12 protein-coding genes are annotated in these 15,225 nt (G+C 71.2%); 5 read left to right on the top strand and 7 right to left on the bottom strand.

What is annotated here, in order from left to right; all coding sequences use genetic code 11:
• Positions 1-28: 28 nt before the first annotated feature.
• From IVW53_09200 to IVW53_09180, 5 genes are all read right to left on the bottom strand, one after another.
• Positions 29-1,684, bottom strand: coding sequence for a CHAD domain-containing protein (locus tag IVW53_09200; protein MBF6605740.1), 1,656 nt, complete (start codon positions 1,682-1,684; stop codon positions 29-31).
• Between the two features lie 10 nt (positions 1,685-1,694).
• Entirely contained in the window at positions 1,695-3,869 is a 2,175-nt protein-coding gene (gene ppk1, locus IVW53_09195) for a polyphosphate kinase 1 (protein MBF6605739.1), read from the bottom strand.
• A gap of 73 nt (positions 3,870-3,942) precedes the next feature.
• A complete protein-coding gene (locus tag IVW53_09190; protein ID MBF6605738.1) occupies positions 3,943-4,290 on the bottom strand; it encodes a hypothetical protein in 348 nt (115 codons plus the stop codon).
• Between the two features lie 13 nt (positions 4,291-4,303).
• A complete protein-coding gene (locus IVW53_09185) occupies positions 4,304-4,651 on the bottom strand; it encodes a heavy metal-binding domain-containing protein (GenBank protein ID MBF6605737.1) in 348 nt (115 codons plus the stop codon).
• Positions 4,648-5,079, bottom strand: coding sequence for a DUF971 domain-containing protein (locus tag IVW53_09180; protein ID MBF6605736.1), 432 nt, complete (start codon positions 5,077-5,079; stop codon positions 4,648-4,650). Before IVW53_09180 ends, IVW53_09185 begins: the two co-directional genes overlap by 4 nt.
• 59 nt (positions 5,080-5,138) lie before the next feature.
• On the opposite strand from IVW53_09180, the gene IVW53_09175 reads away from it, so the two are divergent.
• From IVW53_09175 to IVW53_09165, 3 genes are read left to right on the top strand one after another with little or no spacing between them, the layout of a single operon-like run.
• Positions 5,139-7,688: an HAD-IC family P-type ATPase gene (locus IVW53_09175; protein ID MBF6605735.1), complete on the top strand. Its 2,550-nt coding sequence runs from the start codon at positions 5,139-5,141 to the stop codon at positions 7,686-7,688.
• Between the two features lie 27 nt (positions 7,689-7,715).
• The gene (locus IVW53_09170; GenBank protein MBF6605734.1) at positions 7,716-8,699 is read left to right on the top strand and encodes an ATP-binding cassette domain-containing protein; all 984 of its coding nucleotides are present in this window, start codon (positions 7,716-7,718) and stop codon (positions 8,697-8,699) included.
• A complete protein-coding gene (locus tag IVW53_09165) occupies positions 8,696-10,000 on the top strand; it encodes an ABC transporter permease (protein MBF6605733.1) in 1,305 nt (434 codons plus the stop codon). Before IVW53_09170 ends, IVW53_09165 begins: the two co-directional genes overlap by 4 nt.
• An 8-nt stretch (positions 10,001-10,008) precedes the next feature.
• Here the strand turns inward: IVW53_09165 and IVW53_09160 are convergent, their stop codons facing one another.
• On the bottom strand, positions 10,009-10,734 hold the full coding sequence (locus IVW53_09160) for a hypothetical protein (GenBank protein ID MBF6605732.1): 726 nt from the start codon (positions 10,732-10,734) through the stop codon (positions 10,009-10,011).
• 55 nt (positions 10,735-10,789) lie between these two features.
• On the bottom strand, positions 10,790-12,040 hold the full coding sequence (locus IVW53_09155) for an ATP-binding protein (GenBank protein ID MBF6605731.1): 1,251 nt from the start codon (positions 12,038-12,040) through the stop codon (positions 10,790-10,792).
• A 214-nt stretch (positions 12,041-12,254) separates the two neighbouring features.
• Between IVW53_09155 and IVW53_09150 the strand changes: the two genes are divergently transcribed.
• Together IVW53_09150 and IVW53_09145 are read left to right on the top strand one after the other, a co-directional pair.
• Entirely contained in the window at positions 12,255-12,872 is a 618-nt protein-coding gene (locus tag IVW53_09150) for a hypothetical protein (GenBank protein MBF6605730.1), read from the top strand.
• A gap of 160 nt (positions 12,873-13,032) precedes the next feature.
• On the top strand, positions 13,033-14,694 hold the full coding sequence (locus tag IVW53_09145) for a restriction endonuclease (protein ID MBF6605729.1): 1,662 nt from the start codon (positions 13,033-13,035) through the stop codon (positions 14,692-14,694).
• Positions 14,695-15,225 lie beyond the last annotated feature (531 nt).

The following is a 15,225-nucleotide window of genomic DNA, read 5'->3' as shown; positions in this document are numbered from 1 at the left end:
CGACCCCGGGCTCCGCCGCCCGCGCCGTTCAGAGCGCGGCGGTCGCCCGACCGAGGCTGCGCCGGAAGCCCACGCTCACGAGACCGCGCCAGACCGGGCCGATCGAGCGCCGGAGGCGGGCCACCTCGCGCTCGCGGTCGACGAGGTATCGCCCGATCGCCGCCGTCTCGGCCTCCGACAGCCGGCCGGCCCGCTCGACAAGGAAGGCGCGAGCCATGGACGCGGCGACATCGGCGTCGTTGAGGAGGCCGAGGTGATCCTGGAGCGCCGTCACCCGGGCGATGAGACCCGCCGCCTCGGGACCGAGACACTCGCGCACGAATTCGAGCGTGTAGCGGAGCCACTTGCCGGCGATCCGCAGCTCATGCAGGGTGCTGACGTCCGCCCAGCGGAGGACCGGCTCGTAGGCCCGCACGGCCTCGTAGGCGGCCCAGATCCGCGATCCGGCGCTGTCGCGGATGCGGTGCGGCGCCGTCGGGAGGACCGAGCCTGAGGCGAGGCCCTCCGTGCGGACGAAGTCGCGGAACTCGTCCACCCAGCGCGCGTAGCCGTCGCTGTCGAGTTCGCGGATGAGGAGGACGCGCGCATCGTCGCGCTGATCGCGCCACGCCGCGAAGAGCGGCTGGAGGGCGAGCTGTTCGACGACCGCCTGGTCGGCGAGGTAGGCCTCCGCGGCGTCGATGAGGACATCGAGATCGCGGACCGCACCGAGCCGCCCGGCCACGGCCCGGAGGCGGCGTCGATGGCGGCGGGTCCGGTCCGCCCGGAAGCCGTCGCCGAAGACCCGCCACGCAGCGCGCATGCGGCGCGTCGCGACGCGCATCGAATGGAGCTCTTCGGGGTCCGTGCCCTCCCGCGTGCCGGCCTCGCGGGCGAGCATCCGGGCGAGGTGGAACCGAAGGACCTTCCGCCCGGCCTCGGCGACGCTGTCCTCCGCGACGACGCCCGGGGTCTTGCCGACGACGAGCGGCGCGGAGCGGGGCGTCGGTCCGCTCGCGCCGGCGCTCTCCCCGGTCGCCCGGTCGTCGGGGGTCTCGGGCGGCCGTTCGTCATCCGCGGCCGAACGTGCGGCGAGCGCCGTCTGGAGCTTCGAGCCCGGCGCCGGCGTGAGACCCGCGAGCTGCCCGAGCTCCCCCTCGAGCTCCACGAGCCGGGCGGCGTCGCCGCCGGTCAGCTCCACCTCGAGCTCGACGAAGCGGTCCACGATCCGGCCACGCGACACCACGTCCACCTCGTCGAGGCTCAGCTCGGCCGTCGCGTCCGTCGCGCGGAGCCGGCGCTTGCGGCGGAGCTGGCGCACGGTGACGAGCTCGACGAGCGGTGCGTCGCCGCACAGCTCGAGGATGAGCGAGCGGGCGTCCGACGGCGGCCAGTCGCGTGGCTCGAGGGCGCGGTCGGCGGGCCCCTCGAGCTCTTCGCGGCGGGTGAGCGCCCCCTCGCTCGGCGTCGTGCCCTTGACGGTGACGATCGTCTCGCCGTTCGTCTGGCGGAGGCGGGCGGCGAATCCGGCTCGCGCCAGGGCGCCATCCACGGTGTCAAGGTAGCGATCCTCGTGCTGAGCCGTCCGTGGCGCCGCCGATGCGCGGAACGGACCGAGCGCCTCGGTGCCGAGGAGGCGTTCGCCGACCGCCGGGTCGACGACGCGGTACTTGAGCTCGATCTCGACCGGTCGTTCGACGGTCATCGTCGGGCACTCACGCTCGCGGGTCGAGCGAACCCGCGCCCGCGCCGGGTCGGTGCGGCGTGGAGGCGGTCGCGCCCGAGGCGAGGGCGCGCTCCTTGAGCGCCGCGAACGTGTCGACCGTGCCCGGCGCGTGGAGGAGGTCCTCCGTGCGCCGCCAGATCGCATCGTCGCCGAGCTGCCACGATCGGCGGTCGTCGGCGAGCATGACCGCGACGATCTCCTCGATCCGGGCCCGGGCGTCCGGATCCTCGACCGGCACCACGGCCTCCACCCGGCGGTCGAGGTTCCGCTCCATGAGATCCGCCGAGCCGATGTACCACTCCTGCTCACCGCCGTTGCGGAACCCGAAGATCCGCGAGTGCTCGAGGAACTCGCCGACGATCGAGCGAACGCGGATGCGGTCCGAGATCCCGGCGAGGCCCGGCCACACCGCGCTGATGCCACGGACGATGAGGTCGACATCCACACCGGCTTGGCTCGCCCGGTAGAGCGCCGCGATGCACGCCGGGTCGACGACCGAGTTGAGCTTGAGGGTGATCCGCGCCTCCCGCCCGGCGGCGGCGTGGCCGATCTCGCGCTCGATGAGCTCGATGACGCGGGATCGGAGCGAGAGGGGCGCGATGAGGAGGCGCCGGAAGGACCGCTGCCGCGACAGCCCGGTGAGGACGTTGAACAGGTCCGTCACGTCTGCGCCGAGCTCCGGGCGGCACGACAGGAGTCCGAGATCCACGTACAGGCGGGCCGTCTTCTGGTTGTAGTTGCCGGTCCCGACGTGGACGTAGCGGCGCAGACCGGTCCCTTCGCGGCGCACCACGAGGAGGACCTTCGAATGGGTCTTGAGCCCGACGAGGCCATACACGACGTGGGCGCCGGCCTGCTCGAGCTTGCGGGCCCAGACGATGTTCGCCTCCTCGTCGAAGCGGGCCTTGATCTCGACGAGGACGACGACCTGCTTGCCGCGCTCCGCCGCGCGGATGAGGTCGCGCACGATCGGCGAGTCGCCGCTCGTCCGGTAGAGCGTCAGCTTGATCGTCAGGACCTCGGGATCGTCCGCCGCCTGGGCGATGAACCGCTCGACCGATGCGGCGAAGCTCTCGTACGGATGGTGGACGAGGAGGTCGCCGGCGCGGATGACGCTGAAGACGTCTGTCGGCTCGTCATCATCGGGCGGGGTGAGACGGGCCGGAACGATGGGGGTCCACGTCGGCGCGCGGAGATCCGGCCGGTCGAGCTCCACGATCGACCATAGGCCGGTGAGGTCGAGCATGCCGCTCACCTCGTAGCAGTCGGCGTTCGTCAGGCCGATGCCGCGCAGGAGGATGAGCCGCGTCGCGGCCGGCATGGATCGTTCGACCTCGAGCCGGACGGCCTCGCCGAACCGCCGGCGTCGGAGCTCCTCCTCGATCGCCATGAGGAGGTCGTCCGCCTCGTCCTCCTCGATCGCGAGGTCGGCGTTGCGGGTGACCCGGAAGAGATGGGTCTCGAGGATCTCCATGCCGCTGAAGAGCAGGTCCAGGTTCGCCTCGATCACCTGGTCGATGAGGACGTACGTGTGCGGCGCGATCTCGACGAGCCGCGGCAGGATCTGCGGCACCTTCACCCGGGCGAACCGCCGTTCCCCGGTCTCCGGGTCGCGCATCCCGACGGCGAGAGAGAGGCTCAGCGTGCTGATGTACGGGAACGGGTGGCCCGGGTCCACCGCGAGCGGCGTGAGGACCGGGAAGATTTCTTCGATGAACCGTTCCCGGAGCCGGGCGTGGTGGTCCGCCACAGCCTGATAGTCGACGATCGCGACGCCTTCCTCGGCGAGCTCGGCACGGACCGTCGCGAAGATCGCCGAGTGCTCGGCGATGAGGCCCTGGACGCGCGGCTGGATCTCGCCGAGCTGTGCCGCGGCGGTCCGGCCGTCCGGCGATGCCGAGGCCGAGCCGGCTGCCACCTGCTGGCGGAGGCCGGCGACGCGGACCTGGAAGAACTCGTCGAGGTTGCTCGCGAAGATCGCGAGGAACCTCGCCCGCTCGAGGAGCGGATTCCGATCGTCGCGTGCCTCGTGAAGGACACGGGCGTTGAAGTCGAGCCACGAGAGCTCGCGGTTGAGGTACGGGAACGGGGCGTCGGCGACCGGGCGCCGCGCCCGCGGACGGGCGCCGGTCGAGCGCGCGACACCCGGGCGAAGGGCGGTCATCCGGCGGAGGACTCCAGCGACGTTCCGGGCGCCGTGCCCGGGGTCGCCGATCGTAGCACGGCCCCGCTCGAGGTCAGCCCTCCGCCCGGTAGCGGCGCTCGCCGGTCCCCGGATCGAGCCAGACACGCATCCGGCGGCCGGTCGTCGGGTCCACGAACGCCTCGCCCGTCCGCTGGAACCGCGCCTCGAGGGCGCCGTCCGTCTCGCCGCCGCCGGGACCGGCGGGCGCCGCCGTCCGTTCCGCGTGCTCGGAGCGGTAGCGGCCGCGTTCGAGGGTCACGGCGAGGATCCCCGCGCCGCCGAGGACGACCAGCTCGATCCCCACGCCCGGCGATCCGCCGCCGAGGATGAACACGAGGCCGCCGAGGAGCATCACCCCGGCGACGACACCGATGAGGATCCGGACTCCCGTGTGCATCATCGGCGTGCCGGGACTATTCGGCGATCGGCTGGGGTGCGGTCGCGTCCGGCACGACGACGACGGCCGTCCCGTAGGCCACGATCTCCGACATCGTCTGGCCGATCTCGGACGAGTCGAAGCGGAACGAGATGACCGCGTTCGCACCCATGAGCGTCGCGTTCTGGATCATCCGGTCGAGGGCCTGACGGCGGGTGTCCTCGAGGAGCTGGGTGTATTCGTGGATCTCGCCGCCGACGAGCGAGCGGAGACCGGCCGCGAAGTTGCCGGCGAAGCCGCGGCTCCGGACGACGAGCCCGAACACCTGGCCCTTCGTCTCCTGGACGCGCCAGCCGGCGATGTACGGGGTGGTCGTGGTCATCATCGGGTGGATCCCTCCGCGGTCGTGGCGAGTGGGGCATGGACGGCGTGATCCGGCGGGCGGTCGGCGGTCGATCCGTCGTGTGCACGGGCGTCCGACGCGCGCCCGGCCGTGCAGACGGGGCACGGGCAGCGGTCCCGCAGGAGCGCGAACGTGTAGTACCCCGTCTGGTGCCCGTCACCCCAGCTCGGCGCCACGGCGTACTGGCCCACGAGCTGGAGGTCCACGAGTCGCGTCTGCTCGGCGGTGAGCGTCGGACGCGAGTCGAGCCAGCCGGGCATGCCAGCCTCGCCCCGACAGTAGGCGCACGGGCAGAGCCAGCGCAGGGTCGTGGACCCGAACGTCGTGACGTGGTCGTCCGCCCACGCGATCTCGAGGGTCCCCGCCGTCCGATCGGCGTGGATGCGAGTCGGCGTCGTGCGGTCGGTCATCGTCGGTCGATTGTAGTCGCATCCCTCCGCCTGCCCGGTGACGCCCGATAATGAAGCCGATGATGCCGGCCGATCCGCACGCCGCCCAGGCCGCGGCGGTGGCCGATGCGCTCGGCGTGGATCCGGCCCGCGGTCTCGACCCGGACGAGGCGGTACGCCGCTCCCGCGAGGCCGGGCCGAACGCGCTCGAGGCGGCCCGCCGCGAGTCGGTCGTCCACATGATCGTCGAGGCGGCGGTCGAACCGTTCGTCCTCCTCCTCTTCATCAGCGGCGTCCTCGCCATCGCGCTCGGCGAGGGCCGCGACGGGCTGCTCATCCTCGGCGCGCTCATCCCGATCGTCGGAGCGGAGGTCGTCACGGAATACCGTGGTGAGCGAGCGCTCGAGGCGCTCCACGACGCCACGGCACCGGTCGCCCGGGTGCGCCGCGCCGGCGCCGTCCTCGATATCCCCGCCGCGGAGCTCGCGCCGGGCGACGTGGTCCTCGTCCGGTCGGGCGACATCGTCCCGGCGGACCTGCGACTCGTCCGCGCCACGCGGCTCCTCCTCGATCGGAGCGTCCTCACCGGCGAGTCGCTCCCGGAGCCCGGCTCGGTCGACCCCGACCCGGCGGACGGGCCACTGACGGCCCGCCGCTCCATCGCCTACGCCGGGACGAGCGTGGTCGGCGGACGAGGGGAGGGGATCGTCGTGGCGATCGGTCCGCAGACGGAGTTCGGCCGGATCGCCGCCCACCTCGCCGGCGCCGAGCGCCGTCGGTCGCCCCTCCAGCTCGAGCTCGATCGGCTCGTCCGCATCCTCCTCGTCGTCGCGATCGGGCTCATCGCGATCGTCACAGGGCTCGGGTTCGTCCGCGGCCAGCCGGCCGGCGAGAACCTCCTCGCCGGAGTCTCGGCGGCGATCGCCGCGATCCCCGAGGAGCCGCCGATCCTCCTCGCGGTCATCCTCGGCCTCGGGGCGTACCGGCTGCTCCGACGCGGCGTCCTCGTCCGGCGCCTCAACGCGGAGGAGACCCTCGGGGCGATCGACCTGATCGTCACGGACAAGACCGGAACCCTCACGGCGAATCGGCTCGAGGTCGTCGCGATCCGCACCCTCGGCGGCCCGGTGGTCGATCCTGTGGGACGCGGCCGTCTCCTCGATGCCGCGCTCCGGGCGGAGGAGGACGCGTGGGGTCGCGCGGACGGAACCGTGGCCGGATCGTTCACCCGAGCGCTCGAGTCGGCGATCCTCGCGCTCGACGGCGATCCGACCCTCCATCCGCAGGATCTCGTCAGCTCGATCCCGGTCGCCGACGCGCTGCCCGCATCGCGGACCGCGTCGCGTCAACCGGACGGGACGCTCGTCGCCCACGCCCTCGGGGCGCCGGAGGCGATCCTCGGCCTCGCGGTCGGCACTGACGCCGGCGTCGCCGCACGATGGCGAACGCTCGTCGACGAGGCCGCTGCGGACGGTGAGCGACTCGTCGCCCTGGCGACGGCCGTCCACCCCGGGGAACCGCTCGACGGGTCGACGATCGGCTGGGAGGTGACCGCCCTCATCGGGTTCGCCGATCCGATCCGGCCCGGCGTCGCGGACGCGCTCGCCGTGGCGACCGGAGCGGGCGTGCAGGTGCTCGTGGTCACCGGCGACCACCCCCGGACCGCGGCGGCGATCGCCCGCGCCGCCGGCCTCGGTGAGACGCGGATCGTCACCGGCGACGAGCTCGCCGGCTGGGACGACGAGCGGCTCCGTCGTGAGCTTCCCGACCTGCACATCGTCGCCCGGAGCACCCCGGAACAGAAGGAACGGCTCGTACGGGTGGCGCGCGCGAGTGGACGGATCGTCGCGGTGACCGGCGACGGGGTCAACGATGCGCCCGCGCTCCACCGCGCGGACGTCGCCGTCGCGATGGGCAGCGGGACCGCCGTCGCGCGCGAGGCGAGCGACCTCGTCCTCGGTGACGACTCGTTCGCGACGCTCATGTACGGCCTGGGCGAGGGTCGACGGATCGTCGATAACGTCCGGAAAGGCCTCGTCTTCCTCGTCTCCACCCACGTGGCGCTGCTCGGGTTCCTCCTCATCGCGACGATCGCCGGCTTCGGCCAACCGCTCCTGCCGATCCAGATCCTGTGGCTCGAGCTGTTCATCGATCTCTCCACCTCGATCGCGTTCGAGCGCGAGCCACCGGAGCCGGATCTCATGGAGCGACCGCCGCGGCCGGCCGGGAAGCCGCTCCTCACGAACGACCTCCTCGGGCGCATCGTGGCGGCCGGCGGGTTCAGCGCGGTCGCCGCACTCGTCCTCATGGAGGCGAGCGGTGGCGGCTTCGAGCACGAGCGGTGGCTCGCCTTCACCGCCCTCGTCGTCGGCCAGGCCGTCCGCGCCTACGCGAACCGGAGCCTCTCGACCCCGCTCCACCGACTCGGACGGAACGGGGTCCTCGCGGCCGGCTGCCTCGCCGTCATCGCCGTCCAGGCGCTCATCCCGATCGTGCCACCGCTCGCGGACGCGTTCCGGGCGGTCCCGCTCGACGGCCGCGACTGGCTCCTCGTCGCGCTCGTCGCGCTCGGGCCGGCGCTCCTCGCCGAGACGGTGCGCACGTTCCGCCGAACGTCCTGGGTGGCCTGACCGCTCCCGGCGGCTATCCTGCCCGTCATGTCGCTCGTCATCGACGGACTCACGAAACGGTTCGGCACCGTCCTCGCCCTGGACGGCGTGGAGTTCCGGGTGGAGCCCGGCGAGGTGTTCGGGTTCCTCGGCGCCAACGGTGCGGGCAAGACGACGACGATGCGGATCGTGCTCGGCATCCTTGCCGCCGACGCCGGAACGGTCACCTGGCGCGACCGTCCCACCGTGGAGCTGCCCCGCCGGACCTGGGGCTACCTTCCCGAGGAGCGCGGCCTGTACGGCAGGATGCGGGTCCTGGACCAGCTCGTCTTCTTCGCCCGCCTGTACGGGATCGACGAGCGGACCGCCCGCCGCGACGTCCACGCCTGGCTCGAGCGATTCCGGATCCCGGAGTACGCGGGCCGGCGCGCGGAGGAGCTCTCGAAGGGGAACCAGCAGAAGGTCCAGTTCATCGCGGCGATCCTCCACGATCCCGAGGTCCTCATCATGGACGAGCCGTTCACGGGCCTCGATCCGGTGAATGCGGCCCTCCTCAAGGAGGCGTTCGCCGAGCTGCGCGAGCGCGGCCGGACGCTCATCTTCAGCACCCACCAGATGGACACCGTCGAGGAGCTGTGCGAGTCGATCGCGATCGTGGATCGGGGGCGGGTCGTCGTCGGCGGACGGCTGGCCGCCGTGAAGCGGGCGAGTGGCCGGCGGTTCGTGCGGCTCGCGATGGAGGACGACCGGGAGCTCGCCTGGCTGGCGGAGATCCCGGGCGTGACGGTCGTCCGATCCGGCCTCGACTACACGGAGGTGGAGATCGCCCGTGAGTCGGATCCGGGGACGATCCTCGCCGCCGCGATCGCGCACGGAGCCGTTCGACGCTTCGAGATCGCCGAGCCATCCCTCGAGGCGATCTTCATCGAGCACGTCGGGCGGCCGCCGTCTGATGAGCGGCACCTCGCCTCGCTCGGCGGCGTCGAGGCCGCTACCGCGACCGCCACGCCGCGCTCGGGCTCCGCCGCGTGACCGTCGATCGCGCCTCCCTTCGGAACGCCGGCCTCATCGCCCGTCGCGAGTACCTCCAGTGGGTGCGACGGCGGGCGTTCATCGTCTCGACCGTCGTCCTCGCCATCGTCGTCCTCGTCCTCGGCCAGGCCCCGGTCGCCCTCCAGGCGCTCGAGCGCGGCAGCCAGGCGAAGCTCGGCATCGTGGTCGGGGCCTCGGCCTCGGGGCTCGTCACGGACCCGGTGGCGGACGCGACGGCCATCCTCTCGGTCTATGCGTCGTCGTCCGGTGGCAGCCCGCCGTTCGTCGTCAGCGGCTGGACCGACTCCGCCGCGGCGACCGCGGCCCTCCGTCGTGGCGATCTCCGGGCGGTCATGGTCGTCGCTCGCGGCCCGGACGGGCGCCTGACGTTCGATGTCCGGTCGGATGCCAACCCGGCGGGAAGCCAAGCCGTCTACCTGCGGCTCGCGGCGACGTGGATCGCCACCCGCGACGCCCTCCAGCGGGCGAACGCCACCGAGCGTGGCTCGGCCCTCATCGGCGCGTTCACGATCCACCCGCTGAGCGGCTCGGCCGCCGCCCCCACGGAGGTCCAGACCATCGGCAATCTCATCCTCGCGACCGTCCTCGTGATCCTCGTCTTCATCACGATCATGGCCTACGGGATGTGGATCGCGACGAGCGTCGCCGAAGAGAAGTCGAGTCGCGTCATGGAGCTCATGCTCGGCGCCGCCACGCCCCTCCAGATGCTCACCGGCAAGGTCGTCGGCGTCGGTGCCGCCGGGCTCACCCAGTACGCCCTCCTCATCGGGGCGGGTCTGGTCGGCCTCCTGCTCCAGGGTCCGGTCGGGCGCATCTTCTTCGGCGCCACGAGTGGCGGCCCGCCGATCTCCGGCCTGTCCGTCGGGATCCTCGCCGGCTTCATCGTCTTCTTCATCCTCGGCTTCGCCCTCTACGCGTTCCTCTACGCGGCGGCGGGGTCCCTCGTCAGCCGCCAGGAGGACGTACAGCAGGTCGCGATGCCGATGATCGCGCTGTCGATGGCGGGCTACTTCAGCGCCTCGCTCGCCGTCTCCGCCGTGGATGCGCCGTGGGTCGCGCCGCTCTCGTTCGTCCCGTTCTTCAGCCCCTTCGTCATGCTCGTCCGGTTGACGGAGGGTCGGGCGTCGCTCGGGGAGGTCGCGCTGGCCGTCGCCCTCCTCGCCGCGACGATCGGCGTCGTCATGTGGATCGCCGCACGCGTCTACACCACGGGCGTCCTCATGTACGGTCAACATCCGGGCGTGAGGGCGTTCCTCGCCGCGGCCCGCAGCCGGCGCTGACCGCGGGATCAGACGTCGTCGAAGGGCAGGCGGCTGATGAGGGTCAGGACCGGTGACGTCGTCCCCGCCGAAACTCCTGCTGCGTCGCCGACGACAGCCTGCGCGGAAGCGGGGCCGGCCTCGATCCAGCGCCACAGACGGCTTCGGAGGCCCGGCAGGTACGGGCTCCCCCGAACCCGGGCCATCATCCCGGTGATGCCCTGGGCCTGGACGGCGGCGTGGAGGGCGAGCCCGGAACCGACGATCGCCGGGACCGCGATGACCGCGTCGCCCGGCGTGAGCGCCCCGCGGAGCAGCCGGCGGCGGCGTTCGAGCGGCTCGCGGAGGAGCGGGCGACCGTCGAGGACGAGGAGATCGAAGACGAGGTAGGCGACCGGCGGGCCCGGCCGTCCCGCGAGCCGTTCGGCGAGACCGAGCGGATCGACCCGGCCGGAGGAATCCACCACGACGAGCTCGCCGTCGATGACCGCCGATCGGGCAAGCGTCCGGCTCTGGAGATCAGCGAGCTCGGGGACGAGCGCGGCGAGATCGCGTCCCTGCGCGCCGAGCAGGCGCAGCGGTCCCCGATCCGCGGCCTCGACGAAGGCGAGGGCGCGCTCACCGCCCCATGACGGCTCGAACAGGTGGTCCGCCGAGTCGAACGGCTCGGGCGCCGATCGGGCGAGCATCGGACGGAGGTCCAGCGGCAGGTTCGGGAGCTCCGGCTCGAGACGCATCGAGAGCTGCTCGGTCATCGTCGACCGATGGTAGTCGCTACGCTCGGCTGTACCCCGCCGCGGATCGCCTCGGTCAGGGGCCAAGCGCGCCGATCGGGACGACCGCGACGCCGTCGTCGCGGACGTAGCCATAGCCGGTGCCCGTGATGACGGCGAGGACGAGTGGTTCACCCGTCGCGTCCGTGTCGACGCGGGCCCGCAGCTTCATCAGGTGCTCCGCCGCGGCATCGACCTCGCCGGGACCCAGCTTCACCTCGAACGCCGCCCACCGGCCATCCGGCATCTCGATGATCGCGTCGGCCTCGAGGCCCGACTCGTCGCGATAGTGGTAGATCTCCGCCTCGAGCGCCTGCGCGTACACTCGCAGGTCGCGCACGACCAGGTTCTCGAACAGGAACCCGAACCAGTTGAGGTCCGCGAGCAGGCGCGCCGGCGTCGCGCGAACCGCGGCCACGGCGAGCGACGGGTCGACGAAGTGGCGCACCGACGCTGCCCGGAGGCGGGTTCGGGAGCGCAGCCCGGGAGACCACGCGGGGAGGTCCTCGATGATCATCAGCCGGGCCAGGGCGTCGAGGTACGACGAGACCGTCTCCTCCTTGAGGTTTCCGTCCGTCCCGTTCACGTCGGCCCGGAGCAGCTTGATCGGGGCCGACGTCGCGAGGTTCCGGGCAAGCGAGCGCAGGAGGCGTGTGACGACCTGCGGGTCCCGCCGCACCCCGTCGACACGCTGGACGTCGGCGCGCGCGATCTCGTTGATGTAGCCGCGCAGGCGGCGCTGGGCCTGCGGGACGGCGAGGCCGAGGTTGCCGGGCCAGCCCCCCGCCGACACAAGATCGGCGATCTGCCGGACGGTCAGCCCCGGGTCAGTCGCGCGAACCGGCTCGCCGCGCAGGACCGCTGCGAGCGAGACCGCGCCCGTCGAGTGACCCGACTCGGAGAGTGCCATCGGTCGCATCCGGAGCCGGATGATCCGCATCGCCCCGATGTGGCGCGTCTCCTCGTCGGGCGGCACCGCGGATCCCGTCAGGATGAACTGGCCCGTCGCGCCACGGTCGTCGACGGCGCGCCGGACGTGGTCCCAGATCGCCGGCTCGCGCTGCCACTCGTCGATGAGCCGCGGGGTGTCCCCGTCGAGGACGAGCGACGGGTCGATGGCGGCAGCCTGGCGCGCCCGCCGGTCCACGTCGAGGAGAACCTCGCTGCGGGTCGCTCGGCGCGCGGTCTCGGTCTTGCCACACGCCTTCGGTCCCTCGACGAGGACAGCCCCCGCGCTCGCGAGCGAGGCGGCGAGTTCGGCGTCGACGACGCGAGCGTGGTATGGCATGCGCGGATTGTCCGCTCGCAGGCGTCGGTCAGTCAACTGGCAGGGGGATGTCTGCGGACTTCGCAGGGGGATGTCTGCGGATCTGTGACGGTGACGTATGCGGCGTTGCCCTGGGGATGAATGCGGACGAACACTGAAGAATCTCACGCCAGAGGCGAACCCTTCGTGCCACAGACGTGCCACCGTTGGCAGGGGAGGGGTACGATCGCCCGCCATGGACGTTGCACAGGCCACGGAACTTCTCGCGCTTGCGACCTTCCTCCTCGGTGGCGGCGCCTTCTGGGCAGCTTTGGAGGCGTATCGCAGCCGCAAGAACCGCGAACGCGACCGCGATGCTCGCGCAATTCGGGACGCACTCGTCGAGCTTGCGGACGCCGTTCGCGTATGGCGGACCTGGCCCCCGCTCACCGGATCTCTTGTCTGGGGCATGCCGGACCGGCCGGTCCTGCTGCTCAAGGTGCGGGAGATGCTCGGACTCGTGAATCTGTCGGCAGAAGCGCTCGCCTATCTCCTCTGGTCCGAGGACGCCGTCCGACAGATCTCGTCGAGCTATCTGGACGTGATCCACGACCGTATCCCGCAGATCGGCAATCCGAGTGGTGAGCCCTTCGGGGGCTGGACGACCGACGAAGGCCAGGACCTCTACTGGGCGGCTCTCGGCCAGATCCTCGACACGGCCGCGGTGACGCTCGAGGAATGCCGGCGGCGACGTTTCGGCCAGATCGCGATCGCGTTCGCACCGCTTTTCGCGGTCGAGCTCGAGCGAAGGCCCGTCGTGGATAGCCTCTTCATCGTGCCGAACTTCCTGGGGCCGAGACCACCACGCCCATAGGACCAAACACTCCCGGCCGTCGCGTGCGGCCACGAGCGTCGAGTCGCGCCGCAGATCGACCCATCGCACCCCCTTTTTCGGCCGCGATGCAGAGATCGCCCCGCCGGCCGCACCGACGGGCTGCTACGCTCCCCGGCATGGGCGAGGGGAAGCCGAAACAATGAAGACCAACGTCCTCTACTACGGGGACAATCTCGACATCCTGCGCCGCTTCATCCCGGACGAGTCCGTCGACCTCATCTACCTCGATCCGCCCTTCAACTCGAACGCGAGCTACAGCGTCATCTTCAAGGACGAGTCAGGGCGCGGCAGCGACGCGCAGATGACGGCGTTCGACGACACGTGGCACTGGGGACCGGACCCCGAGCGCCAGTACCTCTACCTGACCAACAGCTCGTATCACCAAGGCTCGGTGGCGCCGTCGGTGAGCGCGCTCATCGGCGCGTTCCATCAGGGCATCCGGCCGAGCCCGATGCTCGCGTATCTCGTCGAGATGGCTGTCCGACTCGTCGAGCTGCACCGGGTGCTGAAGCCGACCGGTTCGCTCTACCTCCATTGCGATCCGACCGCGAGCCACCACCTGAAGCTCGTGCTCGACGCGATCTTCGGCCCCGAGCACTACATCAACGAGATCGTGTGGAAGCGGCAGACGTCCCACAACGACGCGGCGCAGGGCGCCAAGCACTTCGGTCGGCTCCAGGACGTTCTCCTCTTCTACGCGAAGAGTTCGAGCTACTACTGGACCCAGCCGTACCGCGCCTACGACCCGGAATACGTTGAGGACTTCTATCGGAGTGTTGAGCCGGGAACCGGCCGTCGCTTCACCCTGAGCGACATCACGGCGCCGGGCGGCGCCTCGCCGGAGAAGCGCAATCCTCATTACGAGTTCCTCGGCGTCACGCGCTACTGGCGGTTCAGCGAGGAGCGCATGAGGGAGCTGTTCGCGGAGGGGCGGATTGTCCAGTCCAAGCCGGGAACCGTCCCGCGCCAGAAGCGCTATCTCGACGAGATGCCAGGCATGCCACTCGGGACTTGGTGGGACGACATCCGGCCTGTTCAAGCTCAAGGCGCGGAGCGCCTGCCGTATCCGACGCAGAAGCCGCTCGCGCTCCTGGAGCGGATCATCTCCGCTTCCTCAAAGCCGGGCGATATCGTGCTCGACCCGTTCTGTGGCTGTGGCACGGCAACGGTGGCCGCTCAGAAGCTCGGCCGGCAGTGGATCGGGATCGACATCACGTACCTCGCGATCGCCGTCATGCGGCAGCGGCTGCGTGACAGCTTCCCGGAACTCGGCGAGGTTGAGGTCGTCAACCGGCCGACGGAGGTGGCCGGTGCCCGCGCCATGCTTGCCGACGGGAGCCTGGAGCACCGCTACCAGTTCCAGTGGTGGGCACTCGACCTCGTCGGCGCGACCCCGCGCGGCAGCGTCGAGAAGAAGGGTGCCGATAAGGGCGTCGACGGCGTGATCACGTTCACTGGTGCCGGCAACAAGCCGGAGACGTGCATCGTCTCGGTCAAGAGCGGCACGGTGAACCGCGCCATGGTCGCCCAGCTCAAGGGTGACATGCAGGCACACGGTGCCGCGATGGGCCTATTCGTGACGCTCGAAGAGCCGACCGCTCCGATGCGGCTCGAAGCCGCCGAGGCCGGGTACTACCACTCGGACGTGTCAGGCAAGGACTACCCGGGCGTCCAGATCATCACTATCCGCGAGCTGCTCGACGAAGGCAGGAAGCCGAGCCTGCCCTTACTCGTGCTGCCCGCCTTCCAGCAGGCGCGCCCGGTCAGGAAGGCGGCTGAGCAGGCCGAGCTGTTCGGGTAGGCATCGTGGCGAGCGACCGGGAGCCAGCCAGCGGCGCGCGTTCGCGCGGGTCGCCGGGCGGATCTGCCCGGTGCTCACCTCGCCTGTGTCCGTGTCGAGGTAGTCGAAGGTGATCTGTGCCCAGTGCACGTCAAGGCCACCTTCGATTGTCATCGGGATCTCCTCGCGCTCCTGTTTGCGCACGATCGTGTGCTTGTGGCTGAGGGGTCCCTTCACACGCCATCTTTTCGGAACCGTGCCGCCGGCAGAGACAGGCTGCCACAGATCACGCGAAACCCGCCTCAGCAACGTGCGACTTCGACTGCTGGTCCCGATGTCCGGGCCGGGAGGGCCACCCAGATTCATGACGCTGGGATCGCTTCCGGCAGGATGCCTGGGAGCTGCTCTGCGAGCGTCCGCTCGACTTCGAATGCGATCTGACGAACGTTGCCGAGGAGTGCATCACCGGCAAGTGGCCCCGTCTCCCCGTCTGCGGATTTCGCTCCAATCCGATCAGTCGTTTCGGAGGTTTCCGATCACCCGCCCGTGAGG

It is taken from the genome of Chloroflexota bacterium (assembly GCA_015478725.1).
Classification (GTDB): domain Bacteria; phylum Chloroflexota; class Limnocylindria; order Limnocylindrales; family CSP1-4; genus C-114.
This window is presented reverse-complemented; position numbering and strand designations above follow the sequence as displayed.

Bases quoted from the DNA above. Each gene is read 5' to 3' on its own strand.
- IVW53_09200 (MBF6605740.1), bottom strand. From the start codon at position 1,684: ATGACCGTCGAACGACCGGTCGAGATCGAGCTCAAGTACCGCGTCGTC.
- ppk1 (MBF6605739.1), bottom strand. From the start codon at position 3,869: ATGACCGCCCTTCGCCCGGGTGTCGCGCGCTCGACCGGCGCCCGTCCG.
- IVW53_09190 (MBF6605738.1), bottom strand. From the start codon at position 4,290: ATGATGCACACGGGAGTCCGGATCCTCATCGGTGTCGTCGCCGGGGTG.
- IVW53_09185 (MBF6605737.1), bottom strand. From the start codon at position 4,651: ATGATGACCACGACCACCCCGTACATCGCCGGCTGGCGCGTCCAGGAG.
- IVW53_09180 (MBF6605736.1), bottom strand. From the start codon at position 5,079: ATGACCGACCGCACGACGCCGACTCGCATCCACGCCGATCGGACGGCG.
- IVW53_09175 (MBF6605735.1), top strand. From the start codon at position 5,139: ATGATGCCGGCCGATCCGCACGCCGCCCAGGCCGCGGCGGTGGCCGAT.
- IVW53_09170 (MBF6605734.1), top strand. From the start codon at position 7,716: ATGTCGCTCGTCATCGACGGACTCACGAAACGGTTCGGCACCGTCCTC.
- IVW53_09160 (MBF6605732.1), bottom strand. From the start codon at position 10,734: ATGACCGAGCAGCTCTCGATGCGTCTCGAGCCGGAGCTCCCGAACCTG.
- IVW53_09155 (MBF6605731.1), bottom strand. From the start codon at position 12,040: ATGCCATACCACGCTCGCGTCGTCGACGCCGAACTCGCCGCCTCGCTC.
- IVW53_09150 (MBF6605730.1), top strand. From the start codon at position 12,255: ATGGACGTTGCACAGGCCACGGAACTTCTCGCGCTTGCGACCTTCCTC.
- IVW53_09145 (MBF6605729.1), top strand. From the start codon at position 13,033: ATGAAGACCAACGTCCTCTACTACGGGGACAATCTCGACATCCTGCGC.